Source organism: Phytomonospora endophytica (assembly GCF_014202425.1).
In the GTDB taxonomy this organism is placed as follows: domain Bacteria; phylum Actinomycetota; class Actinomycetes; order Mycobacteriales; family Micromonosporaceae; genus Phytomonospora; species Phytomonospora endophytica.
Genome location: NZ_JACHGT010000004.1, coordinates 48,774 through 72,139, shown reverse-complemented (window position 1 = coordinate 72,139; position 23,366 = coordinate 48,774). Strand labels below are relative to the sequence as shown.

Below are 23,366 nucleotides of genomic sequence, written 5' to 3'. Positions count from 1 at the left end.
GTCAGCCGCCCCGGGGACCGTCGGGCGCGAGGTCGCCACCGTGCTCGGCGACCTCACCGGGCGAGGCGTCGAGCAGCACCTCGAAGGCCGAGGCCTCGGGGAGGGCGGCCGCGAGCAGGGGCGTGCCGTACATCTTCACGTCGAAGTTGGACAGTGCGCGCCGGTAGGTGCCGACGGACTCCCACTCGGTGGTCAGGACCCAGCGCTCGCGTTCGTCGAGGGCGCGGCCGAGCCGCCCGCGCACGAAACCCGGGCAGGCGCCCAGTGCCGCGAGCGCGGCCTTGCCCCGGTCGACGAAACCCTGTTCGTCTTCCTCCGGTACTTCGAACCGGTTCACCACGAGCACGCCGCTGCCTCCTGGGGTCTGACTTGCCGCTTGCTAGTCTGACGCTACCGGTAGAGGAGGACGAACCGTGGTCGACCACAACGCAACTCCGGAGGCCGATGAGGCCCCGGTCCGCTGGCTGCTGTGGCTTGAGCGGTTGCCGAAGGTCGCGGTCTTCCTCGCGGTCCTGGTCGTGACGCTCGGGATGCTGTTCACGCCGGGGATTCCCGGGGCGGTCCTGGTGCTGTTGCTGGCGGCGGCGACGGGCTACCTGATCTATTCGACGTGGTCGAAGTTCGGCACGCGGATGCGGGTGGCGCGGGTGCTGGTCGTGGTGATGCTGGCGGCGATGGGTGTGGCGAAGCTCTTCATGTGAGGTCGCGGAACACGCCGCGCCTCCCCGCAAATGTCCCCCTTGGGCCCTTCACCGGGCCACCATGAACCCATGAGCAGGTACGACGAGTACGCCGAGTCCTATGACAGCTACAAGGAGTCGGCGACGCTGGTGATCCCGGAGAGAGCCCTGTTCGAGCGGCTCACCGGGGACGTCGAGGGGCTCTCGGCGGTCGACCTCGCCTGCGGGACGGGCTACTACACGCGCGACCTGCGGCGCAGGGGCGCCGTCGACGTCGTGGGCGTCGACCTGTCGCGGCGGATGATCGAGATCGCGCGGGCGCGGGAGGACGCCGAGGAACTCGGCATCGAGTACCTGGTCGGCGACGGTACGGCGCTGCCGCACACGCGTGCCGCCGACCTCGTCACGGCCGTCTACCTGTTCCCCTACGCGACGAACGCCGCCGACCTGGCGGGGATGTTCGTCTCGGCGCGGGCGTGCCTGCACCCGGGCGGGCGGCTGGTGGCGCTGACCGTCGACAGCGAGTTCAAGCCCTCACCGGACCTGGCCGAGTACGGCTGGACCGACGCGCGTTTCGCCGACGACGGCGGCCACTCGCGCATCACCATCCGTTTCCTCGGCGATCCGCCCGCCGACCTCGTCAACCACCAGTGGCCGCGCACGGCCTACCAGCGCGCGGCCCGCGAGGCCGGTTTCGCGCGACTGGCGTGGCATCCGCTGGAGATCCCGCCGGGCGCGATCGCCGGTTACGGCGAGGCCTACTGGCGCACCCTGCTGGACAACCCGTTCATCACCGGCCTGACCGCGGTGGCCGTCTAGGCCTCGTCGGGCCCGAGGGCGCCGAGGATCAGCGTCAGCCCGAAGTCGAACTCCTCGCCGTAGTCGTAGCCCTCGGCGAGGACGTGCCGCACGGCCATCTCGGCGAGATGCGGGTAGACGCCCTCGGGCATCTGCCGCACGAGGTCGCCGGCGGCCTCGTCGAGGTCGCCCGGGCCGCTGAACGGCAGGCTCAGCTCCTGGAGCACGTAGCCGTAGAGGTAGCTGTCGATCAGGGAGAAGGCGTGCGCGGCCATCGCGACGGAGAAGCCGCCGGCGCGCAGGACGCCCAGGACGGTGTCGTGGTGGCGCAGGGTCGCCCAGCCGGGCCGCCGCCGGGAGTCCATCAGGCCGACGGCCCACGGGTGGCGTTTGAGGGCCGCGCGGGCGGAGGCGGTGCGGTCGCGGATCGCCTCGCGCCAGTCCGCGCCCGCTTCGGGAAGTTCGATCTCGGCGAACACCGTGTCGACCATCCCGTCGAGGATGTCGTCGCGTCCGGCCACGTGGTTGTACAGCGACATGGCCTCGACGCCGAGCCGGCCCGCGAGCGCGCGCATCGTCACGCCGGGCTCACCCTTCTCGTCGGCGAGGGCGACCGCGGCGGTCACGACGCGCTCCCGGTTCAGGGGTGTGCGTCTCGTCCGTTCGGCCATGCGTGATTCTCCCTCTTCCGCCCATCGCACTTACGTTGTAAGCTTAACGCAGGCTTACAGTGTAAGTAAGATCGGGATGCGAAAGGCCGGGGACATGGGCACAGGGATACGCAAGGTCTGCATCGTCGGCGCCTCGGGGAAACTCGGGCGCTACATGGTCGGGCAGGCGCTGGAGCGGGGCTACGAGGTGGTGGGCGTCTGCCGTGAGCGCAGCGTGCCGAAGCTGGCGGAGTTCGCCGACCGGATCACCATCGTGCCGGGGCAGACCGACGACCGGGCGGTGATCGCCGAAGCCGTCGCCGGATGCGACGGGGTGCTGACCGTGCTCGTCCCGTGGGGCGTGCGGCAGTACTCCTCGGGGACGGCCCAGGCGGTCCTCGACCACGCCGAGCCGGAGGCGCGGCTGATCTTCTCCTGCGGCTGGCACATCACCCGCGACGGGAAGGACGCCTACTCCTGGGCGTTCCGCACGACGCTGAAGGTCGCGTCATGGCTCGGCAAGGCCCTGCGGGCGGTCGAGATCGACGACCAGGTCGAGGCCTGCCGCCGGATCTTCGCCAGCGACAAGCGGTGGACGGTCGTGCGCGGCAGCAGCCTCGAAGAGGGCGAGAGCCAGGGCCTGCCGGTGTGGAGCCGCCACGTCGGCGACCCGGTCCTGGCCAGCGACAAGACCCGGCGCGTCGACTTCGCGCTGTTCATGGTCGAGGCCCTGACCGACGACACGCTCGTCCAGGAGGCCCCGGCCATCGTCGGGCGCCTGTCCGCGAGCGCCCTGGCCCACGCGGCCTAGCGGCGGTCGAGGTAGGCGCGCATCTCCGCGCGCTTCTCACGGACCGACGGGTTCGGGTGCTCCTCGGCCGCCCGCAGGTAGGGAGCGGCCTCGCCGACGGTGACGAGGTCGCCGAACAGCAGCTGGTCGAGGACGCCGACGCCCCAGGTCTGGATCGCCGGGTCGTCGTCGGCGAGGAACTCACCGACCAGCGGCAGGTCTTCTCCCGTGGCGACCACGCGCAGCAGCTCCACGGCGAGGTGCCTGCGCGCGGGATCGGCGTCGGTGCGGTAGATCTCGGCGCAACGGGCCCGCGCGGGCGCGGGCCGCAGCAGCCACAGGACCGAGCGGGCGTGCTCGGCGGCCGGGCGGCCGTCGATGTACCAGTCGACCGCCCGGCGGAGCGCCTCGTCGCCGAGCAGGTGGGCGAGGGCCCGCCGGGCGACACCGTCGCCGCCGGAGTTCGGGTCGACGCCGATGGCCGTGGCGAGCTCGCCCCAGTCGATCGTTTCCTCGTGGCTCGTCATGGGTCCATGGTGGCCGGTCACCGCGCGATGACGATGGCCCGCCGGTAGGTGGAGCGGTCCTCGATGGAGCGCAGCAGGAAGTCGGCGACGTCGGCGCGGGAGATGTTGAGGGCGCCTTTGAGCCCGCGCTCGCCGCCGACGCGGTAGCGGCCGGTGCGGGGCTTGTCGAGCAGGCGCGGCGGGCGGGCGATGGTCCAGTCCACGGTGGACGCGCGGATGATCGTCTCGGCGTCGCGGGTGTCGTCGAAGCTGTGGCGCAGGAAGCGGTTCAGGAGGGGTTTGACGGCGTACCTGGTCAGCGGGCCGTCGACGGGCTCAGGGAAGGCTCCGGCCGCCGAGACCATGAGGTAACGGCGTACACCGACGGCCTCCATGGCCTTCAGGGCGCTGGTGGCGCCGCTGGACAGCAGCGAGACCGGTCCCTTGACCGGCGGGCGGACGCCGAGGGCGCTGACGACGGCGCCGGCCCCGGCGACGATGGGCGTGAGCTCGGCCGGGTCGAGCGCGTCGGCCCGCCGCACGTCGGCTCCGGGCACGTCGAGCGCCGAGGGGTCGCGGACGACGGCGGTGACCTCGTGCCCGGCCTTGACGGCCTGCTGGACGACGATGCGGCCGATGCCGCCGGTGGCGCCGAGAATGACGAGTCGCATGATCAGGCTCCCGGTATTGTGGTGAGTGTTCACTAACCAAGGTAAGTGAGTACTCACCCACCTAGCAACAGCGGAGCGTCAGATGGATCTCACACCCCGGCAGACGGAGGCGCGCGACCGCATCCTCGACGCGGGCCTGGCCGTGCTCTCCGAGAAGGGGCTGATCCGCGCCACCACCAAGGAGATCGCCCGGGCCGCCGGCTACTCCGAGGCGAACCTGTACAAGCACTTCGCCAGCAAGGACGACCTGATGGTCGCCGTCTTCATGGAGCGCCTCCCGGCCCTCGGCGCCCTGCTGGAAGCGCTGATAAAGACACCGGGCACCGGCGAGCTGCGCGCCAACATGGAGCACGTCGCGGCCACCGCGCTGGCCTTCTTCCGCGGCTCCGTGCCGATAGCGGGGGCGGTCCTCGCCGACCCCCAGCTCCTGCGCAAGCAGCGCGCGACCGACGTCCACGCCACCCGGGGGCCATGGGTGCCGATGCAGCGCCTGACCGCCTACCTCGACGCGGAGAAGGAGGCCGGGCAGCTGGGGCCGGACGACGACCCGGAGGCGATGGCCAAGCTTCTCATGGGCGCCTGCCTGCAGGAGAGCTTCATCCACACCCTTCGCGGGACCGGGACGCCGACGCCCGCCGAGGACGCTGCCCTGGCCGCACGACTGGTCGGCGCGCTCCTGCGATGAGGCCCACCGGAGATCCGGATCACTCCCTGGGCGACCCTTTCGCGCCTTTTGAGTAGGTAAAGGGCTGTTTGCTCACCGCCCATATGCCTGAATCAGCGTATGCGTTGTTGACAATGATTGTCGATAGCGCGCAGGCTTGTCACATGCGACAGTCACCCCTCAAGGTCGCCGGTGTCGCCCTCCTGGCCACCGGCGCCCTCGCCCTCGCCGCGTGCGGCGCCAAGGGCGGCGGCGGCGCCACCGCTCCCGACCCCGACGCCAACCCGAACGCCAGCGTCGAGGCCGTCGCGGCCTTCTACCCGCTGCAGTTCGTGACCAAGAAGGTCGGCGGCGAGCACGTCAACGTCGCCAACCTCACCGCCCCCGGCGTCGAACCCCACGATCTCGAACTGTCGCCGCAGCAGGTCGCCGACCTCACCGAGTCCGACCTGGTGGTCTACCTGCACGGCTTCCAGCCGGCCGTCGACGAGGCCGTCGACCAGCAGGCCGCCGACAAGGCCCTCGACGCTGCCACCGCGACCACCCTCGAAGACCACGGTGCCCACGAGCACGAGGAGGGCGAGGGCGACCACGCCCACGAGGACACCGGACTCGACCCGCACATCTGGCTCGACCCGACCCGCCTCGCCGCCGTCGCCGACCAGGTCGCCGCGAAGCTCTCGGCGATCGACCCCGACCACGCGCAGGCCTACGCCGACAACGCCGCCGCCCTGCACGGCGACCTGGCCTCCCTCGACGGCGAGTACACCGGTGCGCTGTCGACCTGCCAGCGCAAGGAGGTCGTGACGAGCCACGCGGCCTTCGGCTACCTCACCGAGCGCTACGGCCTCGAACAGGTCGCCATCTCGGGCCTGTCCCCGGAGGGCGAGCCCTCGCCGGGAAGGATCTCCGAGGTCGCCGCGTTCGCCAAGGAGCACGGTGTGACCACGATCTTCTTCGAGACCCTCGTCAGTCCCGACGTGGCCCAGACCCTGGCCACCGAGGTCGGCGCGCAGGCGAAGGTCCTCGACCCGATCGAGGGACTCGCCGCCGACTACGACGGTGACTACTTCACCGTGATGCGGACCAACCTCACCGCCCTACAGGAGGCGCTCGGCTGTGGCTGAGAACGACGTACCACCGGTCGCCGTGACGCACGGCGTGGTCCACTACGGTGACCGCGCCGTGCTGCACGGCGTCGACCTGCGGGTCGAGACCGGCCAGGCCGTGGCGCTGCTGGGCGCCAACGGCTCGGGCAAGTCGACCCTGATCAAGTCCTCGCTCGGCCTCGTGCGCCTCACCGGCGGCGAGGCCGCGCTGTTCGGGACGCCCGTGCCGAGGTTCCGCGCGTGGCATCGCGTCGGCTACGTCCCGCAGCGCCTCGGCGCCGGCTCGGGCGTGCCGGCGACCGTCCGCGAGGTCGTGTCCGCCGGGCGGCTGTCCCGCCGCGTGCTCGGGCTGCCCGCCCGCAAACGCGACCGGCTGATCGTCGAGCGGGCCCTGGAGGCCGTCGGACTCGCCGACCGCGCCAAGGACCCCGTCACCTCGCTGTCGGGCGGGCAGCAGCAGCGCACGCTCATCGCCCGCGCGCTGGCCGCCGAACCCGAACTGCTCGTCCTCGACGAACCCACCGCGGGCGTCGACGCCGCCAGCCAGGAGGCCCTCGCGGCCGTGCTGTCCGACCGCGTCGCCGACGGCGCCACCGTCCTGCTCGTCGCGCACGAACTCGGCCCGCTGGAGCCGCTTATCGACCGGGCCGTCGTGCTGTCGCACGGCCGGATCGTCCACGACGGACCGGTTCCCGAGCCCGCCGGCGTGCACGCCGAACCCGGGCACGTCCACGTGCACCCGCACGCCAAGGAGGAGGAGCGGCTGTGGACCTGAGCATCTTCGGTTACGACTTCATGATGCGGGCGCTGATCGGCGCGCTCATCATCGGCGTGGCCGCGCCCTCGGTCGGGGTGTTCCTGGTCCAGAAGCGCATGGCCCTCATCGGCGACGGGATCGGGCACGTGGCCCTCACCGGTGTCGCCGTCGGGTTCCTCATGGGCACCTCGCCGGTGTGGACCGCGGTCGTCGTGACGATCGTCGGCGCCGTCGCCATCGAACTGATCCGTGAACGCGGCAAGGCCAGCGGCGACGTCGCCCTCGCCCTGCTGTTCTACGGCGGCATCGCCGGCGGTGTCGTGCTGATCGGGATGAGCGCGGGGAAGTCGAACGCGACCCTGATGTCCTACCTGTTCGGTTCCCTCGTGACGACCTCGGCGGAGGACCTGCGCACGATCGCGATCCTCGGCGCGCTCGTGACGGTCCTGATGGTCGTGCTGCGGCCGTGGCTGTTCGCGGTGAGCCAGGACGAGGAGTACGCGAAGGTGTCCGGCGTCCCGGTGCGCTTCCTGAACATGCTGCTCGCGGTGACGACGGCGGTGACCGTGACCGTCGCGATGCGCGCGGTCGGGCTGCTGCTGATCAGCGCGCTGCTGGTGGTGCCGGTGGCGACGATGCAGCAGTTCGCGCGCGGATTCACCGTCACCATGTTCGGGGCGATGGGCCTCGGCGTGGTCGCGGCCGGGTCCGGGGTCGTCGTCGCGGGAGTCGGCGACCTGCCACCCGGCGCGATGATCGTGCTGATGGCGCTCGGACTGTTCGTCCTGGTGGCCGTGGTCACCGCCGTGGTGAAGCTGGCACGCCGCACCCTGCTGCCGACCCGACCGGCGACCGTCGCGGCGACGGCGCCAGAACCACTGGACTGCCACCTTGACAAGGCCGCCTGAACAGATATCACGCCGGTCACAGACGACTTCGGTTATCGGTGCACGCTACGGTTGCTCCATGCTCGCCGAGAACCGCACCGAGGCGTACCGGGCCGCCGGAGAGCTGCTGCGCGCGCTCGCCGCCCCACTCAGGGTGGCGATCGTGACCGAGCTCGCGGCCGGGGAACGCTGCGTGCACGAGATCGTGGACTCCCTGGGGGCACCGCAGCCGCTGATCTCACAGCACCTGCGGATCCTGCGGGGCGCCGGGGTCGTGCGCGGGCAGCGGCGCGGCCGGGAGATCGCGTACTCGCTCATCGACGATCACATCGCGCACATCGTCGCCGACGCGGTACACCACGTTCAGGAGTCGTCTTGACCGAAGAAGCAAGCACGCAGACCCTCACCCGCTCGACCCGCCAGCGCACGGCGGTCCTCGACCTCCTCGGCGAGGTCGACGAGTTCCGCAGCGCGCAGGACCTGCACGCGCTGCTGCGCGACCGCGGCGCCAAGGTCGGGCTCACCACCGTCTACCGCACGCTCCAGGCCCTCGCCGACGCCGAACGCATCGACGTGATGCGGCTGCCGGGCGGCGAGCACCTGTACCGGCGGTGTTCGCAGGGACACCACCACCACCTCGTGTGCCGGACGTGCGGGCGGACCGTCGAGGTCGCCGGGCCCGCGGTGGAGCGGTGGGCGGACAAGGTCGCGGCGGAGCACGGGTTCACGGACGTGGCGCACACGCTGGAGATTTTCGGGACTTGCGGGGAGTGCGCGGGGAAGTGACACCGGACGAGACGGTCCTGAGGACGCGGGAGGACGTCATGCGACTCCTCGACGCGGACGAGGAGGGCATGCGGCTCGCCAAGCGGGAGCGCGAGGAGTACGTCCTCGCGTGGCATCGTGCGGAGGCCAGCCGAAACCGGGTCAGAACAGACCGAGCTTGAGCAGCAACGCCCGATCGAGTTCCTGCACTTCCCCGGCATCTAGGGCACCCTTGAATTCACCGAGCCTCTCGGGCGCGACCGAGTAGATCTGATCAGTCAGGATCCGCGACGTGGTGCCATCGATCTCGATTTCCGGGCGGTAGACGGCGGCGCCCGCGCTCGCCGAGGTGAGCGCGATGGTGATCGTGCTGGTGGCGAACTGATCGGACTGAATGATCACGGCGTACCGGCGGCCCTGCTGCTCGCTCCCCCGCGCCCCCGGCATCGCCTTGATCTCGTAAACGGCCCCCCGGAAGATCACTCGGCGACGCCCATGAACCGCTGGATCGCCAGCATCTCGGCTTGATCGTCCGGGTTCTCCGCGAGTCGATCGGCGTCGGCCTTCGCCTGCGCGATCATCTGCTCGCGATAGGTGTGCAGCAGCGCGTACCGAACCGCTTCCGAGCGGCTGCGGCCGCCCGAGGTAAGGGCTTGCAACGCAGTTTCCATGGCTTCATCCGTGCGCACGTTGAGAGTTCCCATGCGAGAACTGTAACGCAATTTGTATCACACGGCCAGAAGTTCACCGCCGCCTCCTCACTCATACTCCTTCACCGGCGCCCCCACCGGTTCCAGCGTCTCCGCGGCGATGAACGGGATCCGCTCGTTGTTGATCGGGTCGCGCACCATCGTCGGCGAGTAGGTCCCCACCACCGCGACCCACGTGTCGTCGGCGTACCCGTCGGTCCCCGCGCCTTCGATGCCGACCTTGATCGGGCGGGCGTCGGCGGCGCAGCAGCTCAAGATCATCCGCGTCAGGAACACGGTGCCGTCGTCGGCGCGGGAGATGAACCCGGTCAACCGCACGCGGCGGCCCTCGATGGACCTGCCCTCGTCGAAGATGGCCCTGGAGGCGTAATCGAGGACGGGGATCTCGGCGGGGTCGCCGTCGGGCAGGGGCGGGTAGTCCGACTCCTCCTCCCACGCTCCCAGCGCGGTCCCGGTCGAGTCGGCGGCATACGCGCCGAGGGCCCCAGGCGCGACCAGCAGCAACCCGACGACCGGCGCCAGCAACAGCCACGACACCTTCGGCTCCGGGTGCTCGTGGGCGTGGGCCGCGCGGCGCTCCCGCAGCTCGTAGTACAGCGTCGCCACGGCGATCGCGACGAGCGCGACCCCGGCGGCGATCAGGAACGGCCGCAGCCCCTCCTTGACGTAGCGCAGGTACGCGTCGGTCAGGCTCGTGCGCAGCACGGCCCCGCCGAGCAGCATCAGCACGACGGCCTGCGCCTGCCGCTTCACAGGACCACCGTCCCCACGATCGCCGCCGAGGCCACCGCGACGACGAAGGTCGCCGGCGCGAACCTCGCCGCGAAGGACTTCCCGAACACACCGGTCTGCATCGCCACCAGTTTGATGTCCACCATCGGCCCGACCACCAGGAACGCCAGCCGCGCCGTCAGCGAGAACTGCGTCAGCGAGGCCGCGACGAAGGCGTCGGCCTCCGAGCAGATCGACAGCACGACGGCGAGCAGCGCCAGCACGACCACCGACAGCACCGGCCGGTCGGCGACGGCGGTGATCCAGCGTTCGGGGACGACCGCGTTGAGGGTGGCCGCGGCGGCTCCGCCGACGACCAGGAACCCGCCCGCGTGCATGATGTCGTGCCTGCACGAGGCCCAGAACGCCGCCGCCTTCGAGTCGCCCTCGGTGTGCGGGCGGGCCGGGGGCTTGAGCCAGTCGGCACGGCCGAGGCGCAGCCACAGCCAGCCCATGACGACGGCCGCGAGCAGCGAGGCCCCGAAGCGCGCGGCGACGAAGTCCGGCCGCCCCGGGAAGGCCACGGCCGTGGAGATCAGCACGATCGGGTTGATCGCGGGCGCCGACAGCAGGAAGGCCAGGGCCGCCGCGGGCGTCACCCCGCGCCGGATGAAGGCCCCGGCGACCGGCACCGACGCGCACTCACAGCCCGGCAGGACGGCCCCGGCGGCGCCCGCGACGGGCACGGCGAGCGCGTCGTTGCGCGGCAGGACGCGTGCGAAGAACGACGGCGGCACGAACACCGCGATCACGGCCGAGAGGACCACACCGAACACCAGGAACGGCAGTGCCTGGACGATCACCGACACGAACACGACCGTCCATCGCTGGAGCCAGGGCGCGGCGAGCGCGTCGGTGAGCCAGGGACGGGCGACGAGGATCACGATCAGCCCGGCGGCGAGGACTTCGAGCCCGCCGAAAGGGAGGCGATCGCGCCTGCGGTGAACGGTTTCGGGGGCGCCCGGACCGGTCTCGGTTTCGGCGTCGACGAGCATCACCCCAGCCTGCCGGGCCGGGGCGCCGATGGCAAACCACCACGCTGCGGTGCTACGGTCGCATCGACGACAGGGGAGCCCCCTCGGCTGAGAGTGCGCATCAGCGCAGACCCTACGAACCTGATCCGGTTAGCACCGGCGAAGGGAGTCGTATCTCTCGTGTTCCCCCTGCGTGCGATCAGGGAGGTACAAGTGTCCAATGTAGGTGGTTCGCCGGCCCGCTGGCGAACGGTGGACATCGTGGTGGCCGCTGTTCTCGCGGTGGCGTTCGGTGTGGTGTTCCAGGTCGCCAACGGCCTGTGGGAGGTGACGTCCGGTGCCTTCACGTTCTTCCCGCCCGCACAGGCGGTCCTGTACGGCCTGTGGATCCTGCCCGCGGTCCTGGCGCCGCTGATCCTGCGCCGGGTCGGCGCGGCCCTGTTCACCGAGACGCTCGCCGCGGCGGTCTCGCTCATGCTCGGTTCGCCCTACGGCGCGATCGTCGTCGTCCAGGGCGCGGTCGAGGGTCTGGGCGCCGAGATCGGTTTCGCGCTCGGGCGCTACCGGCGCTTCAACGCCGCCTTCGCGATGCTGTCCGGCGCGCTCGGCGGGGCGGCGGCCACGACCTGGGACGTCTTCTACTCCTACGCGACGTGGTCGGCCTCGTGGAAGCTCGGCTACATCGCCTGCGCGGCGGTGGCCTGCGCGATCGTGGCGGGCCTCGGCGGGCTCGCCTTGACCAGGGCCCTGGCGCAGACGGGCGCGCTCGACCGCTTCCCGTCCGGCCGGGAGCGCGCGTCGGTCTGACATGGCCTCGGTCGAACTGCGCGGTTACGGCTGGCGGCACGCCGGGCGCAAGGCACGGGCGGTCACCGGCGTCGATCTGCGGATCGGCTCCGGTGAGCGCGTGCTCCTGCTCGGCCCTTCCGGCTCGGGCAAGTCGACGCTGCTCAGCGCGCTCGCCGGTCTGCTCCCGGAGGATTCCGGCGAGCAGACCGGCGAGCTGCTGATCGACGGCGTGGAAGCCGTCAAGGCGCGCGAGCGCACGGGCATCGTGTTCCAGGACCCGCAGGCGCAGCTGGTGATGGCCCGCAGCGGCGACGATGTCGCCTTCGGGCTGGAGAACCGGGGCGTCGACGCCGCCGAGCTGTGGCCGCGCGTCGACGCGGCGATGGCCGCCGTCGGCTTCCCCTACGGCCGTGAGCGCGAGACGAACGCCCTCAGCGGCGGTGAGCAGCAGCGGCTCGCCCTGGCCGGCGTGCTGGCGTCGCGGCCGTCGCTGCTCCTGCTCGACGAGCCGACCGCGAACCTCGATCCGGAGGGCGCCGGGCAGGTCCGCGAGGCGCTGCGCTCGGTGCTGGCGGCGAGCGAGGCGACGATGGTGCTGGTCGAGCACCGGGTGGCCGAGGTCGTCGACCTGGTCGACCGGGTGGTCGTGCTCGGGGAGGGTGGCGGTCTGCTCGCCGACGGGCCTCCCGGCCGGGTCTTCGCCGAACACGGCGACGCCCTCACCCGGCAGGGCGTGTGGGTGCCCGGTGCCCCACCGGTGCCCGAGCGCAAGGCGGCCGGGAGTCCCGGGGAGACGCTCGTGCGGGCCGACGGCGTGGGCCGGCTGCATCCCGGCGCGGCGGCCCCCTCGCTGTCCGATGTGGACATGGCGGTGGCGGCCGGTGAGCTGGTGGCCGTCCTGGGAGCCAACGGTTCCGGCAAGTCGACACTGGCGCTGATGCTCGGCGGCCTGCTGCGGCCGACGAGCGGCCGGGTGCTGCTGACCGGCGCCACCGCTCCCCCGCACAAATGGCGGGCACCGGCGCTTGCCCGGGCGGTCGGCTCGGTGTTCCAGAACCCCGAGCAGCAGTTCGTGACCTCGCGTGTCTACGACGAGCTCGCGCTCGGCCCGCGCCGGGTCGGGTACGACGAGGCCGAGGTCGCGCGGACGGTCGGGGAGCTGCTGGAGCGGCTGCGGCTGTCGCCCCTCGCCGAGGCGAACCCGTTCACGCTGTCCGGCGGGCAGGCGCGGCGGCTGTCGGTGGCCACGGCGCTGGCGACCGCGCCGGGTCTCCTCGTCTTCGACGAGCCGACCTTTGGTCAGGACCGCCGGACCTGGACGGAACTGGTCGAGCTGATCGCCGGCCTGCGCGACGAGGGCCGGGGCGTCCTCGCCGTCACCCACGACCGGGACTTCACCGCCGCGCTCGCCGACCGGACCGTCACCATCCACGAGGGACGTGTCGCGTGCTGACGCTCGAACCCATGACCGCCCCGGCCGGGCGCATCGCCCGGCGCAACCCGGCGGCGAAGCTCGGCGTCGTCGCGGTCATCTCGATCGCGGCGGTGACCACGACCGACCCGCTGACGCCGTCGATCCTGCTGGCCGCCGAACTCCTCGCGCTGCCGTTCTGCGGCATCCGTCTCGGGGTCTTCTTCAGACGGTGCCGCCTCCTGCTGTTCGGCGCGGTGAGCGTGACCCTGGTCAACGCGCTCTTCGCCGCCGAGCAGGGACCGGAGCTGATCCACCTCGGGCCGTTGCGGATCGGTGAGACCGCGCTGTTCACCGGCGCCGCCCTGGGTCTGCGCATGCTCGCCGTCGCCGTGCCCGGCGTCGTCGTGTTCGCCACGACCGACCCCACCGACCTCGCCGACTCGCTCGTCCAGCAGCTCAGGGCGCCCGCCCGCTTCGCGATCGGGGCGCTCGCCGCCTTCCGGATGCTGCCCCTGCTGGCCGCCGAGTGGGAGCTGATCACCATGGCCCGCCGCGCGCGGGGAGTCGACGCGGGCGCCGACCCCGTGGCGCGCGGGCGGCTGTTCGCCTCGACGATGTTCGCGCTGCTCGTCGGCGCCATCCGGCGCGGCACCCGCCTGGCCACGGCGATGGACGCGCGCGGCTTCGACGCCGGCACACCGCGCACGATCGCGCGCCCGCAGCGGATGCGGACGGCCGACTGGGCACTGCTCGGCGCGGCGACGGTGGTCGCGGCGGGAGCGGTCGCGGTGAGCGTGGCGGCGGGGACCTTCCAGGCGCTGTTCGCCTAGCGGACCTCCCGCATCTTCTTCACGTCCCAGATCCGCACCGTCCGGTCACCGCCGCCGCTGACCAGGTACTTCGAGTCGGCCGTCCAGCACACCGCGGCGATGTCGCCGGCGTGACCGGTCAGCTCGCCGATCGGGTCGCTGCTCTCGGCGTTCCACAGGCGGATGACGCGGTCGACGCCGCCGCTGGCGATGCGTTTACCGTCGGGCGACCAGGACACCGTCTCGACGGCCGCGCTGTGTCCATTGGGGAGGGTCACCGCCTTCGTGCCGCCGATCGTCCACATGCGAACGTCGCCGCCGGCGTCGCCGAAGACCAGGCGGCGGCCGTCGGGCGACCAGGCGAGCTGGCGGATCGTCAGCGGGTCGGTGCGCAGGACCATCGTCGGATCCTCGCCGACGACCTGCCAGATCTTCACCAGGCCCTGGCATCCGGCCGCCGCGAGGAGCTGCCCGTCGGGCGACCACGCCACGCAGCGCACGCCCTTCGGGACGACGGTGCTGTTCGGGTCGGCGAAGGTCAGCTCGCGCTTGAGCTTCCCGTCATAGCTGCGCCACACCCGGATCGAGTTGATGTTGGCCCCTGCGATGCTGCCGGTGGCCCACGACAGCGAACGCACCTGGTCGGAGTGCGAACCGAGCCGCCGCTGGAGGACGTTGGGGCGCCACATCTCCTGCGACACCTTCCATCCCCAGCTCGCCTGCGCCCACAGCTGCACGGCGTCGCCGTCGGCGCTGGAGGCCAGGACCGTCCCGTCCTCCGACCAGGCGAGGGCACGCGGGGTCGAGGAGTGCCCGTCGAGGACGGTGACGCGGCGGCCGGTGCTGGCCTCGGCGATGACGATGCCCTGGGTCGTGGCCACGGCGAGGTAGCGGTCGTCGCGCAGGGCCAGCGCGGTGACCGCGCCGAGCTCGCCTTCCGGTGCGCGGACGGGGATCGCGCCGTCGGCGGGCCGCGGCGGCAGTGGAACGGGCGGCCCGTCCGGCTCGTCGTGGACGACGTCCGGCATGAACTCCGGGTCGGTCTCGATCCGGGTCGGCGTGTACGGGAGCGGCTCGTGCTTAACGCCCTCCTTCGCCGGAACCTGCGCGAGGCGCTCGTGCACGACGTGCTCCGGCGGCGGCTGCGTGCGCACCGGCACCTTCGCCACACCGCGGATCACCTGGCGCGGCGGGGGCGGCATGGTCGGCACGAAGGACGTCGGGTCCTGGGGCGCGGGCGCCGGGGCGGGCGGGGCCGCGGTCGGCGCGTCGACGGCACCGCTGGCCACGACCAGTTCGGGCTGCTCCAGAACCGTCGCCGCCACACCGATCCGGCGCAGCAGCAGGGTCGACACCAGCGGCATCCGGCTGGCCCCGCCGACCAGGAAGAGCCCGGCGACGCTCTTGGCGTCGACGTTGGCGCGGTCGATGACGTTGGCGGTCAAGGCGACCGTGCGGTTGAGCAGGGGCGCGGCGAGGCTCTGCAGCTCGTCGCGGGTGAGGTGGACGTCCTTGTCGAGCAGGGGAATGAACAGCGCGGCGGTGCTCTCGCGGCTGAGCAGTTCCTTGGCGTCCTTGACATCGCGCCACAGGCCGCGGCGGTGACGGCGGTCGCCGGGGGTCTCCGGCCGCCGCAGCTTGGTCCACGCCTCGTCGGGGTAGACGCGCTGGAGGTGGTCGACGATGGCCTCGTCGATGTCCACACCGCCCACATCGGACAGTCCGCCGGAGGCCACGACCTGCATGCGGCCGCCCTCGTTGCGCACGACCGTCACGTCGCAGGTCCCGCCGCCGAGGTCGTAGACGACGGTGTTGGTGCCCTCGGGGAAGGTGTGGCCGAGATGGGCGGTGAAGTGCGTGGCCGCCGCGACCGGTTCGGGCGTGAAGCGGGGAGCGCCGAGCCCGGCCAGTTTCGCGGCCAGGCGCAGCACGCCGAGGCGTTCGGCGCGCCAGTCGGCCGGGTGCGTCAGCACGGTCGTCTCGGGCAGCGCCCCGGCGACCCGCACGGCCTCGTCGACGACCCGGCGCAGCACCGAGGCGATCACCTCGGTGACCGGGAACTCCTTGTCGCCCAGCAAGACCAGGCCGTCGCCGACACAGCGTTTCGGGTTCGGTTCGAAGCGCGCGGGGTCGGCGGCGGCGGAGCGTTCGGCGTCGCGCCCGATCAGCAGCTTCCCCTCGCCGGCGAAGACCGAGGAGGGCAGCACGGGAGACCCGTCGAACAGCAGGGTCTCGATCGGCCGGCCTTCACGGGCCAGGACGGCGACCGTGCTGGACGTGCCGAAATCGATGCCCAACCGCACGCCACTCGCCGACTCCGCCATGACGGGAAGGATAGGCCACTCTCGCCCGTGTCGAACGGCTCACCGGGTGTGCCCGAACGGGCGGGTTCTCAGGTCCGCGCGTGCGCCTCGGCACCGGTTGCGGCGTTCCAGATCCGGACCGGCCCGCCGTCGGCGAGGACGAGGTGCGACCCGTCGCCGCGTCACGGGTCGAGTGGGGGTGTAAACTTACACCAGGGTGATGCCTGGGGAGGCGTACGCAGAGGGGTGGGGATGGTCAGTGCCGGAAGGCACCCCAAAAAGAAGTCGCTGAAGCGCTCAACCGGGCGAAGACCATCGGACTGGAGGTGACCGAGGTGCACAGAGGTCATCGTTGGGGCGCGGTGACCTGCGCGCTCTGCTCGATGTCGTTCGCTATAGCGTGCACGCCACGTAGCCCGAGTGCCCATGCGAAGCAGATCGACCGGTTTACGCTCAAGCACACACACGAAGGTCACGCCCATGGATGAGGAAGGTTGCCGGTACATGCCTGTCTTCACGTTCGCGGTGGTCCTCGATCACGTCCCGTCCGACGAAGAGTACGACACCCTGCACGAGATCGCCGCCGATGATGTCGGTGTCGAAACCCGGCCCGGCTACGCCGTCGCGCAGTTCGACCGTGAGGCTGCGACCTGCGCCGACGCCATCGCCTCCGCGGTCGCCGATCTCGATCGCGTCGGCCTCCGCCCACTCCGCTTCATCGACGAGGATCTCCTCACGCTCGCCGAGATCGCCGACCGGATCGGCCGCAGCAGGGAGAGCGTCCGCCGGTACTCGATCGGTGAACGTGGTGGCGGCGATTTTCCCCCGCCGGTGAATCCCGGCCACGGCGGCACCGTCTTCTACCGGTGGAGCGAGGTCGCACCGTGGTTGCGTTCGCGAGTCGACGTCGACGCCCCCGACGTCGAACCCGCTCTGGTGGTGGCGAACCATCTGCTCCAGACGCTCGTGCAGTCGCCCCGTGTCCCTAACGTCGGGGTCCTCCACCGCCTGTTCGCGGCCTTACCCCCACCCGACACCATGGCCACGTGATCGAGCGAACGGCGTCCTCCTCCTCGTCGTCGTCGGAGGGCGGCGAGGGCAGTGGCGGCATCGACGGTCGCCCGCAGCGCTCCCCCGGCGACCACGAGTTCCGGCTGCTCGACGACGACCGGCGCGATGCCCGTCGCCCGCAGCAGCTCGGTGGCGACGAGGGGCATCCGGCTGGCGCCGCCGACCAGGAACACCGCGGCGACCTTCCCGTGCGCGGTCGCGAGCTTCGCGGCGAGCACGGCGGTGGCGCGGATCTGGTCGCGGGCCAGGGCATCGAGCTCGTCGCGGGTGAGGTGCACGTCGCGGTCGAGGAGCGGGAGGTACAGCTCGGCGGTCGTGGTCGAGCTGAGGTTCTCCTTGGCCTCGCGGACGTCGTCGGCGAGCATGCGCCGCTGCCGGCGCTCATGCTTGTCGCGCGGGGAGCGAAGCCGCTCCCACTCGTCGCCGGTGGCGGGGTGGACGCGTTCGAGGTGGACGAGGATCGCCGCGTCGATGTAGGCGCCGCCGACGTCGCCGCGTCCCTCGACGGCGACGACGACGATCTGGTCGCCTTCGCGGCGGACGAGAGTGAGGTCGCAGGTACCGCCGCCCAGGTCGTGGATGAGGGCGCTGGCGCCGTCGGGGAGGCGGGCGGCGTGGTGGTCGAGGAAGTAGGCGGCGCCCGCGACGGGTTCGGGGACGAAGTCGGGCGTTGGCAGGTCGGCCGACTCGGCGGCCAGGCGCAGGGCCCGCAGCCGCCGTGCGCCCCACCCGGCCGGGTGGGTCAGCGCGACGTGTTCGGGAGTCCCGCCGAGGACCCGGCGCGCCTCCTCGGCCACCCGGCCGAGGACCGCGCCGAACAGCTCGGCGACGGTGAACTCGCGCTCGCCGAGCAGGACGGTCCCGTCGTCGACGCAGCGTTTGGGATGCGGTTCGCAGCGCGCGGGATCGATCGCGGCCGAACGCAGCGCGACCCGCCCGGCGAGCAGCCGGTCGTCGGCGGCGTAGACGGCACTGGGCAGGAGCGGCGAGCCGTCGAAGAGCAGGGGCGCGGGCGGGCGACCCGGCCTGGCGATGACGGCGACGGTGTTGGAGGTCCCGAAGTCGACGCCGAGCGCCGGACCGCCGTCCACTGTGGGCATGTGGGTGAGGATAGGGGCGGAACGCTTGTGCGGGAACGGGTGTGGGGGGCGCGGTTCGAACCCGGCTCCCGGGCCTGATCGTCTCCCGGCTCGCCGTGGGCGGCGTCGGGGCTGTTCACCGTGCCGCGGGGGGCTCACGGGAGGCATCGCGGGAAGCGGAGTCCGAAGCCCGATCGGCACCGGGTGGGAACGCGAGGTTCGGCGTCCCACCCGGTGCCGCCTCATCCGCCGCTCGGGCGGCGCGGAGTCATCGGCGAACGACCAGGGCTGAATGATGACCCAGCAGCACTTGCCGGTCAGGGTGGTGTGAACACCCGCCGGCCGGCCACCGCGATGCTTCGTCCACTGTGTCCGTCACTACCGGTCAGCGGGCCCACCGTCCGCGAACCTACACTCAAGTCCACGCCCGATCGCCCCTCGGAGCCCACGATGCCCAACGCCCAGATCACCGCCTCCAGCTGCCCCCGGTGCCAGGCCCGCCTGGTCACCGACATCTCGCGCGAACCGTGGTGCCCCGGCTGCCGCTGGAACCTCGCGGCGGTCGAGCCGGACGCGCCGATTCGGCTCGGGCCGCTGCGGCGCCTCGGCCGCCGGGTCGCGCTGCGGTCGACCCTGCGCACCTTCGACCGCCTGCGCGCGAGCGGGAAACTGCCCCCGCGGAGCGGTACCCGCCACCTGCTGACGGCGATCTCGGCCCTGCTCCTGCTGACCACCCTCGCGCTCGGCGCGGCGGGCGTGTGGCTGGTCGTGTACGACTTCCCCAGCCCGCGGATCATCCCCGGCGTGGTCTGCCTGGCGGTCGCGGCCATGCTGATGCCGCGCGGCGGGCGCCTCGACCCGAGCTGGACCCACATCGACGCCGCCACCGCGCCGACCCTGCACGCGCTGGTGCGGCGCGTCGGCGACGCGTCCGGGGTCCCCATGCCGCACCTGACCGTCCTGTCCTCCGACTTCAACGCCGCGGCCGGCGTGTTCGGGCTGCTGCGCCCGCGCCGGGTCCTCGTGATCGGCGTGCCGCTGTGGATGTCGCTCACCGCGCAGGAACGGGTCGCGCTGCTCGGGCACGAACTCGGGCACTTCCGCAACGGCGACGTCAGCCACACCCTGGCCGCCCAGCCCGCGCTGACCACCTTCGCGCGGCTGGCCGACGCGACCACGCCGTCATGGCGCCCGGGAATCCGGCCCTCCCTGCTCGACCGGCTCGTCTACCTCATGATGATCCCGATCCACGTGTCCATGCTCCTCATGCAGACGGCGATCCTCGCCCTCGCCAGCCGGGAGCAGCAGAACGCCGAGTACCGCGCCGACGCCGAGGCCGCGCGCCTCGCCGGGAAGCCCGCGATGGCCGGGCTGGCGACGAAACTGGTCCTCGGCGAAGGCATCATCACCATCACCGGGGCGAAGGCCCGCGCCCACGAGTTCAGCCCCGAGCACGTCCTCCCGGCCGTGACGGAGGCGCTTACCCGCCGCGCGCCTCGCGCCGCCGACCACCGGCTGCGCACGGTCCGGACCGAATCCGACATCTTCGCCTCGCACCCGCCGAGCGGGCTGCGCGCCGAACTCGCCGAGGCGCTACCGCTCTCGGCGGCGGCGATCAGCTGCTCCACGGCCGAGTCGGACCGGATCGACGCCGAACTGGCGGGAACCTACGAGCGAATGCGCAAGGCGGTGGCCAACGGCTGGTAGGCCCGGCTAGACCTCGACCACCGGGTTCGGCACGGCCCCGCCGTACCGCCGGTCCCTGCTGGCGAAGATCTCGCAGGCCCTCCACAGGTGCCGGCGGTCGAAGTCGGGCCAGAGCACGTCCATGTACACGTACTCGGCGTAGGCGCTCTGCCAGAGCAGGAAGTTCGAGCTGCGCTGCTCCCCCGAGGGGCGCAGGAACAGGTCCACGTCGCCGATGTCGGGGTTGTACAGGTACTTCCCGATCGTCTTCTCGGTGATCCGGCTCGGCTTCAGCCGGCCGGCGGCGACGTCCTCGCCCATGCGGGCCATGGCGTCGGCGATCTCGGCGCGGCCGCCGTAGTTGACGCAGAACTGCAGGGTCAGCTTGTCGTTGTCCTTCGACATCTCCTGCGCGACTTCGAGTTCCTTGATGACGCTGCGCCACAGCTTGGGCCGCCGGCCGGCCCAGCGGACCTGCACGCCCATGGCATTGAGCTCGTCGCGGCGGCGGTGGATGACGTCGCGGTTGAAGCCCATGAGCCAGCGCACCTCCTCGGGCGAGCGGCGCCAGTTCTCGGTGGAGAACGCGTAGGCCGACAGGGTCTTGATCCCCATCTCGATGGCGCCCTCGATCACGTCGAAGAGGACCGCCTCGCCACGCTTGTGCCCCTCGGTGCGCGCCAGGCCGCGCTCCTTGGCCCAGCGGCCGTTCCCGTCCATGACGATGGCGACGTGCTCGGGCACCAGCTCGGGCTGGACGTACGGCGGTCGCGCGCCGGAGGGGTGCTGGTTCGGGGGACGGTAGCGGGTCAACTTCTCTCCACATAAGACAGTGAGCGCAGGTCGCGCTCCAGGTGCCATTGCAGGTGCGCGGCGATCAGGCCGCTGGCCTCCTTGCGGACGCCGACGACGCTGTCCTTCGCGCGTTTCCAGTCGCCCACGGCCAGCGCGCGCATGAGTTCCAGTGCCGAAGGCGACGGGTGCGCCGACCCGGCGGGACGGCAGTCGCGGCACACGCAGCCGCCGGCGGGGATCGAGAAGGCGCGGTGGTCGCCTTTGAGGCCGCAGATGGCGCAGGCGACCAGGATCGGCGCCCAGCCGGCGTCGTGCATGCCGCGCAGCATGTAGGAGTCGAGGATCAGCGCGGGCGGGTGCTCGCGGTCGGCGAGGACGCGCAGGGCGCCGAGGGTCAGCTGGAACAGCCGCAGCGAGGGCTCGCCCTCGATCGGGGTGAGGCGTTCGGCGGTCTCGGAGATCGCCGAGGCGGCGGTGTAGGCGGCGTAGTCCTCGGCGATGCGGCGGCCGTAGAGGTCGATGCCCTCGACCTGGCTGACGATGTGCAGGTTGCGGCCTTCGACGAGCTGGAGGTCGATGTGCCCGAAAGGTTCGAGGCGGGCGCCGAACTTCGAGGTCGTCTTGCGTACGCCTTTGGCGACCGCGCGCATGCGCCCGTGGCGGCGCCCGATCATCGAGACGATGTGATCGGCCTCGCCGAGCTTCTGGACGCGCAGGACCACCGCGTCGTCGCGGAAGAGCCGCCTGCGCATACCGGTCACCGGCCCATTGTGCCTTGCGCCTGTGACGGTGCTCCGGGAGCGCCGGGCGGCAGGAAGGGGAGCCCCGCCGGGGCGCCGTCGGCGATGACGCGCAGCAGGGCCGCGGTGTCGAGGTGTTCCTCGACGAGGTCGCCGAGCAGGTCGAGCATGCCTTCGCGGACGGCCGCGAAGGAGGTGCCGGGCGCGACGGTGAAATCGGCGCCCGCGCGGGTGGCGGCCTCGGTGAGGTAGGCGCGGCGGAAGTCGTCGTGTTCGAAGGCGCCGTGCCAGTGGGTGCCCGACACCGCGCCCAGCCGGGCGCCTTCGCCGGTGCCGTCGGGGAGGGTGAACATGGCGGGCGTGCCGTCGGCGACGTGGTCCACGCCGTGGTGGATCTCATAACCGCCGACGGGCACCCCGTCGTAGGTGCCGGTGGGGCGCCGCAGGGTCTTCTCGGCGGCGAAGTCGACCTCGACGGGCAGGAGTCCCAGGCCGGGGACCTCGCTGCGGCGGCTCTCGACGTCGTCGCGGATGACACGGCCGAGCATCTGGTAGCCGCCGCACAGGCCGAGCAGGGGCTTCCCGGCTTGGGCGTGTTCCTCGATCACCGCGTCGAGGCCGCGCGACCGCAGCCACGCCAGGTCGTCGACGGTGGATTTGCTGCCCGGCAGCACGATCAGGTCGGCCGCCGACAGTTCGCTCGGCTCGATCGTCATCCGCACCCGCACGCCCGGCTCGCACGCGAGGGCCTCGGCGTCGGTGGCGTTCGACATGCGCGGCAGCCGCACGACGGCCACATCGAGCCACTCGCGCCCGCGCGGCGGCGCGGGGCGGCCGAGGACGCGGCCGTAGGCGACGTCGTCCTCGGCGTCGAGCCACAGGTCGAGGTGCCAGGGGACGACGCCGAAGGTCGGGCGGCCGGTGAGGCCTTCGAGCTGGTCGAGGCCGGGGCGGAGGAGGCCGACGTCGCCGCGGAACTTGTTGATCACGAATCCGGCGACCAGGGCCTGGTCCTCGCGGGACATCAGCGCGACCGTTCCGAAGAGGTGCGCGAAGACGCCGCCCTTGTCGATGTCGCCGACGATGACGACGGGCATGTCCGCCTCGCGCGCGAGCCCCATGTTGACGATGTCGTGGTGACGCAGGTTGATCTCGGTCGGGGAGCCGGCGCCCTCGCAGATGACGGCGTCGAAGTCCCGCCGCAGCCCGGCCAGGGACTCGGCGACGGTGTCGGCGACCATCGGGCCGAGCCGCGCGAAGTCGGCGGCGTCGAGGAAACCGTGGGGTTTCCCGCGCAGGACGATCTGGCTGGAGCGCTCGCTGCCCGGTTTGAGCAGGACCGGGTTGAAGCGCGTGTCGGGGACGAGGCCGCAGGCGGCGGCCTGGAGGGCCTGGGCGCGGCCGATCTCGCCGCCGTCGGGGGTGACGGCGGAGTTGTTGGACATGTTCTGGGCCTTGAACGGCGCCACCCGCACCCCGCGCCGCCGCAGCCACCGGCAGATCCCGGCGGTGAGGACGGACTTGCCCGCGTCGGAGGTCGTGCCCGCGACGAGGAGGGCGCCGTTGCTCATGATCACCGGGTCATTGTGGTGGGCGGCGGGAACCGCCCGCCTCGCGCCCACCCCTCTACGGTGACGGGGTTCCCGCCTGCCCGAGGGGACACCGTGACCGGCCGGCGCATCGCCACGGCCCGCGCCACCTGGACCGACGTCCTGCGGCACCTTCGGTCGTCGGCGCCGTCGGCGCCGATGTGCCGCTGCTCGCGCTGAAGATCCTCACCGACGTCGAGGGCACCCTCCCCGAACGCCTCACCGTCGCGCGCGCCGCCGTCGCACCTCGGCCCGCCCTCACCTCCGCGCCCCGACCCGGATCCTCCTGAATCCCCCCTTGACGCCCCATTCACCAGGCCCTACTTTTAGGGAAATTTCCTTTTGGGTACCGGCCTCCC

At 72.0% G+C, this 23,366-nt stretch carries 28 protein-coding genes and 1 riboswitch; of the genes, 14 read left to right on the top strand and 14 right to left on the bottom strand.

What is annotated here, in order from left to right; genetic code table 11:
• Position 1: 1 nt before the first annotated feature.
• A complete protein-coding gene (locus tag HNR73_RS09595) occupies positions 2 to 346 on the bottom strand; it encodes an antibiotic biosynthesis monooxygenase family protein (RefSeq protein ID WP_184787003.1) in 345 nt (114 codons plus the stop codon).
• Positions 347 to 413: 67 nt separating this feature from the next.
• Here HNR73_RS09595 and HNR73_RS09590 point away from each other — a divergent pair, with 67 nt between their 5' ends.
• Together HNR73_RS09590 and HNR73_RS09585 are read left to right on the top strand one after the other, a co-directional pair.
• Entirely contained in the window at positions 414 to 701 is a 288-nt protein-coding gene (locus HNR73_RS09590) for a DUF6703 family protein (RefSeq protein WP_184787002.1), read from the top strand.
• A 69-nt stretch (positions 702 to 770) separates the two neighbouring features.
• Positions 771 to 1,499 (top strand): class I SAM-dependent DNA methyltransferase, encoded by a 729-nt coding sequence (locus tag HNR73_RS09585; protein WP_184787001.1) that lies wholly within the window; start codon positions 771 to 773, stop codon positions 1,497 to 1,499.
• Here HNR73_RS09585 and HNR73_RS09580 read toward each other — a convergent pair.
• A complete protein-coding gene (locus tag HNR73_RS09580) occupies positions 1,496 to 2,149 on the bottom strand; it encodes a TetR/AcrR family transcriptional regulator (RefSeq protein ID WP_184787000.1) in 654 nt (217 codons plus the stop codon). The genes HNR73_RS09585 and HNR73_RS09580 overlap by 4 nt on opposite strands.
• A gap of 94 nt (positions 2,150 to 2,243) precedes the next feature.
• On the opposite strand from HNR73_RS09580, the gene HNR73_RS09575 reads away from it, so the two are divergent.
• Entirely contained in the window at positions 2,244 to 2,939 is a 696-nt protein-coding gene (locus HNR73_RS09575) for an NAD(P)-dependent oxidoreductase (RefSeq protein ID WP_184786999.1), read from the top strand.
• Here HNR73_RS09575 and HNR73_RS09570 read toward each other — a convergent pair.
• Both HNR73_RS09570 and HNR73_RS09565 read right to left on the bottom strand, forming a co-directional pair.
• Positions 2,936 to 3,445: a hypothetical protein gene (locus HNR73_RS09570; protein ID WP_184786998.1), complete on the bottom strand. Its 510-nt coding sequence runs from the start codon at positions 3,443 to 3,445 to the stop codon at positions 2,936 to 2,938. The genes HNR73_RS09575 and HNR73_RS09570 overlap by 4 nt on opposite strands.
• A 17-nt stretch (positions 3,446 to 3,462) precedes the next feature.
• Positions 3,463 to 4,095, bottom strand: a complete 633-nt coding sequence (locus HNR73_RS09565; RefSeq protein WP_184786997.1) for an NAD(P)-dependent oxidoreductase — start codon at positions 4,093 to 4,095, stop codon at positions 3,463 to 3,465.
• An 82-nt stretch (positions 4,096 to 4,177) separates the two neighbouring features.
• On the opposite strand from HNR73_RS09565, the gene HNR73_RS09560 reads away from it, so the two are divergent.
• From HNR73_RS09560 to HNR73_RS09535, 6 genes are all read left to right on the top strand, one after another.
• Positions 4,178 to 4,780 (top strand): TetR/AcrR family transcriptional regulator, encoded by a 603-nt coding sequence (locus HNR73_RS09560; RefSeq protein ID WP_184786996.1) that lies wholly within the window; start codon positions 4,178 to 4,180, stop codon positions 4,778 to 4,780.
• 143 nt (positions 4,781 to 4,923) lie between these two features.
• Complete coding sequence (locus HNR73_RS09555) at positions 4,924 to 5,886, top strand: metal ABC transporter substrate-binding protein (protein WP_184786995.1); 963 nt, start codon at positions 4,924 to 4,926, stop codon at positions 5,884 to 5,886.
• Positions 5,879 to 6,643 (top strand): metal ABC transporter ATP-binding protein, encoded by a 765-nt coding sequence (locus HNR73_RS09550; RefSeq protein WP_184786994.1) that lies wholly within the window; start codon positions 5,879 to 5,881, stop codon positions 6,641 to 6,643. Before HNR73_RS09555 ends, HNR73_RS09550 begins: the two co-directional genes overlap by 8 nt.
• Positions 6,640 to 7,533 carry a metal ABC transporter permease gene (locus HNR73_RS09545; RefSeq protein WP_184787414.1) on the top strand — a complete coding sequence of 298 codons (894 nt, stop codon included), beginning with the start codon at positions 6,640 to 6,642 and terminating at the stop codon, positions 7,531 to 7,533. The genes HNR73_RS09550 and HNR73_RS09545 overlap by 4 nt, the downstream gene beginning before the upstream one ends.
• Positions 7,534 to 7,591: 58 nt before the next feature.
• On the top strand, positions 7,592 to 7,891 hold the full coding sequence (locus HNR73_RS09540; RefSeq protein WP_184786993.1) for an ArsR/SmtB family transcription factor: 300 nt from the start codon (positions 7,592 to 7,594) through the stop codon (positions 7,889 to 7,891).
• Positions 7,888 to 8,298, top strand: coding sequence for a Fur family transcriptional regulator (locus HNR73_RS09535; protein ID WP_184786992.1), 411 nt, complete (start codon positions 7,888 to 7,890; stop codon positions 8,296 to 8,298). The genes HNR73_RS09540 and HNR73_RS09535 overlap by 4 nt, the downstream gene beginning before the upstream one ends.
• Positions 8,299 to 8,439: 141 nt before the next feature.
• On the opposite strand, the gene HNR73_RS09530 is transcribed toward HNR73_RS09535, so the two are convergent.
• From HNR73_RS09530 to HNR73_RS09515, 4 genes are read right to left on the bottom strand one after another with little or no spacing between them, the layout of a single operon-like run.
• Complete coding sequence (locus HNR73_RS09530; RefSeq protein WP_184786991.1) at positions 8,440 to 8,760, bottom strand: type II toxin-antitoxin system PemK/MazF family toxin; 321 nt, start codon at positions 8,758 to 8,760, stop codon at positions 8,440 to 8,442.
• Positions 8,757 to 8,981 (bottom strand): hypothetical protein, encoded by a 225-nt coding sequence (locus HNR73_RS09525; protein WP_203686129.1) that lies wholly within the window; start codon positions 8,979 to 8,981, stop codon positions 8,757 to 8,759. Before HNR73_RS09525 ends, HNR73_RS09530 begins: the two co-directional genes overlap by 4 nt.
• 54 nt (positions 8,982 to 9,035) lie before the next feature.
• Complete coding sequence (locus HNR73_RS09520) at positions 9,036 to 9,740, bottom strand: TIGR03943 family putative permease subunit (protein ID WP_184786990.1); 705 nt, start codon at positions 9,738 to 9,740, stop codon at positions 9,036 to 9,038.
• Positions 9,737 to 10,753 (bottom strand): permease, encoded by a 1,017-nt coding sequence (locus HNR73_RS09515; protein WP_184786989.1) that lies wholly within the window; start codon positions 10,751 to 10,753, stop codon positions 9,737 to 9,739. The genes HNR73_RS09520 and HNR73_RS09515 overlap by 4 nt, the downstream gene beginning before the upstream one ends.
• Positions 10,754 to 10,814: 61 nt before the next feature.
• Positions 10,815 to 10,917: riboswitch (TPP riboswitch) on the top strand.
• A gap of 28 nt (positions 10,918 to 10,945) precedes the next feature.
• Between HNR73_RS09515 and HNR73_RS09510 the strand changes: the two genes are divergently transcribed.
• The 3 genes from HNR73_RS09510 to HNR73_RS09500 are packed head-to-tail and all read left to right on the top strand — an operon-like array spanning position 10,946 to position 13,765.
• On the top strand, positions 10,946 to 11,539 hold the full coding sequence (locus tag HNR73_RS09510) for an ECF transporter S component (RefSeq protein WP_184786988.1): 594 nt from the start codon (positions 10,946 to 10,948) through the stop codon (positions 11,537 to 11,539).
• 1 nt (position 11,540) lies between these two features.
• Positions 11,541 to 12,974: an ABC transporter ATP-binding protein gene (locus HNR73_RS09505; protein ID WP_184786987.1), complete on the top strand. Its 1,434-nt coding sequence runs from the start codon at positions 11,541 to 11,543 to the stop codon at positions 12,972 to 12,974.
• On the top strand, positions 12,968 to 13,765 hold the full coding sequence (locus HNR73_RS09500) for an energy-coupling factor transporter transmembrane component T family protein (RefSeq protein WP_184786986.1): 798 nt from the start codon (positions 12,968 to 12,970) through the stop codon (positions 13,763 to 13,765). The genes HNR73_RS09505 and HNR73_RS09500 overlap by 7 nt, the downstream gene beginning before the upstream one ends.
• Here HNR73_RS09500 and HNR73_RS09495 read toward each other — a convergent pair.
• The 3 genes from HNR73_RS09495 to HNR73_RS09485 form a co-directional block, all read right to left on the bottom strand.
• Positions 13,762 to 16,068, bottom strand: a complete 2,307-nt coding sequence (locus HNR73_RS09495) for an Hsp70 family protein (RefSeq protein ID WP_184786985.1) — start codon at positions 16,066 to 16,068, stop codon at positions 13,762 to 13,764. The genes HNR73_RS09500 and HNR73_RS09495 overlap by 4 nt on opposite strands.
• A gap of 432 nt (positions 16,069 to 16,500) precedes the next feature.
• Complete coding sequence (locus HNR73_RS09490) at positions 16,501 to 16,893, bottom strand: hypothetical protein (protein WP_184786984.1); 393 nt, start codon at positions 16,891 to 16,893, stop codon at positions 16,501 to 16,503.
• Between the two features lie 14 nt (positions 16,894 to 16,907).
• Positions 16,908 to 18,218: an Hsp70 family protein gene (locus HNR73_RS09485; RefSeq protein WP_184786983.1), complete on the bottom strand. Its 1,311-nt coding sequence runs from the start codon at positions 18,216 to 18,218 to the stop codon at positions 16,908 to 16,910.
• Between the two features lie 429 nt (positions 18,219 to 18,647).
• Between HNR73_RS09485 and HNR73_RS09480 the strand changes: the two genes are divergently transcribed.
• Positions 18,648 to 19,904: a M48 family metallopeptidase gene (locus HNR73_RS09480; RefSeq protein WP_184786982.1), complete on the top strand. Its 1,257-nt coding sequence runs from the start codon at positions 18,648 to 18,650 to the stop codon at positions 19,902 to 19,904.
• A 6-nt stretch (positions 19,905 to 19,910) separates the two neighbouring features.
• Here HNR73_RS09480 and HNR73_RS09475 read toward each other — a convergent pair whose 3' ends face one another.
• Genes HNR73_RS09475 through HNR73_RS09465 form a run of 3 tightly spaced genes read right to left on the bottom strand, consistent with a single transcriptional unit; the run spans position 19,911 to position 22,989 of the window.
• Positions 19,911 to 20,696, bottom strand: a complete 786-nt coding sequence (locus HNR73_RS09475) for an isoprenyl transferase (RefSeq protein ID WP_239122112.1) — start codon at positions 20,694 to 20,696, stop codon at positions 19,911 to 19,913.
• Positions 20,693 to 21,439 (bottom strand): DNA repair protein RecO, encoded by a 747-nt coding sequence (gene recO / locus HNR73_RS09470; RefSeq protein ID WP_184786980.1) that lies wholly within the window; start codon positions 21,437 to 21,439, stop codon positions 20,693 to 20,695. Before recO ends, HNR73_RS09475 begins: the two co-directional genes overlap by 4 nt.
• Complete coding sequence (locus HNR73_RS09465) at positions 21,436 to 22,989, bottom strand: cobyric acid synthase (protein WP_184787412.1); 1,554 nt, start codon at positions 22,987 to 22,989, stop codon at positions 21,436 to 21,438. Before HNR73_RS09465 ends, recO begins: the two co-directional genes overlap by 4 nt.
• A 179-nt stretch (positions 22,990 to 23,168) precedes the next feature.
• Between HNR73_RS09465 and HNR73_RS39655 the strand changes: the two genes are divergently transcribed.
• Positions 23,169 to 23,297 carry a hypothetical protein gene (locus HNR73_RS39655; protein WP_260337061.1) on the top strand — a complete coding sequence of 43 codons (129 nt, stop codon included), beginning with the start codon at positions 23,169 to 23,171 and terminating at the stop codon, positions 23,295 to 23,297.
• Positions 23,298 to 23,366: the final 69 nt, after the last annotated feature.

Coding starts and splice junctions, on each gene's coding strand:
- HNR73_RS09585 (WP_184787001.1), top strand. CDS start 771: ATGAGCAGGTACGACGAGTACGCCGAGTCCTATGACAGCTACAAGGAG.
- HNR73_RS09580 (WP_184787000.1), bottom strand. CDS start 2,149: ATGGCCGAACGGACGAGACGCACACCCCTGAACCGGGAGCGCGTCGTG.
- HNR73_RS09575 (WP_184786999.1), top strand. CDS start 2,244: ATGGGCACAGGGATACGCAAGGTCTGCATCGTCGGCGCCTCGGGGAAA.
- HNR73_RS09570 (WP_184786998.1), bottom strand. CDS start 3,445: ATGACGAGCCACGAGGAAACGATCGACTGGGGCGAGCTCGCCACGGCC.
- HNR73_RS09565 (WP_184786997.1), bottom strand. CDS start 4,095: ATGCGACTCGTCATTCTCGGCGCCACCGGCGGCATCGGCCGCATCGTC.
- HNR73_RS09560 (WP_184786996.1), top strand. CDS start 4,178: ATGGATCTCACACCCCGGCAGACGGAGGCGCGCGACCGCATCCTCGAC.
- HNR73_RS09555 (WP_184786995.1), top strand. CDS start 4,924: ATGCGACAGTCACCCCTCAAGGTCGCCGGTGTCGCCCTCCTGGCCACC.
- HNR73_RS09540 (WP_184786993.1), top strand. CDS start 7,592: ATGCTCGCCGAGAACCGCACCGAGGCGTACCGGGCCGCCGGAGAGCTG.
- HNR73_RS09525 (WP_203686129.1), bottom strand. CDS start 8,981: ATGGGAACTCTCAACGTGCGCACGGATGAAGCCATGGAAACTGCGTTG.
- HNR73_RS09515 (WP_184786989.1), bottom strand. CDS start 10,753: ATGCTCGTCGACGCCGAAACCGAGACCGGTCCGGGCGCCCCCGAAACC.
- HNR73_RS09505 (WP_184786987.1), top strand. CDS start 11,541: ATGGCCTCGGTCGAACTGCGCGGTTACGGCTGGCGGCACGCCGGGCGC.
- HNR73_RS09495 (WP_184786985.1), bottom strand. CDS start 16,068: ATGGCGGAGTCGGCGAGTGGCGTGCGGTTGGGCATCGATTTCGGCACG.
- HNR73_RS09485 (WP_184786983.1), bottom strand. CDS start 18,218: ATGCCCACAGTGGACGGCGGTCCGGCGCTCGGCGTCGACTTCGGGACC.
- HNR73_RS09480 (WP_184786982.1), top strand. CDS start 18,648: ATGCCCAACGCCCAGATCACCGCCTCCAGCTGCCCCCGGTGCCAGGCC.
- HNR73_RS09465 (WP_184787412.1), bottom strand. CDS start 22,989: ATGAGCAACGGCGCCCTCCTCGTCGCGGGCACGACCTCCGACGCGGGC.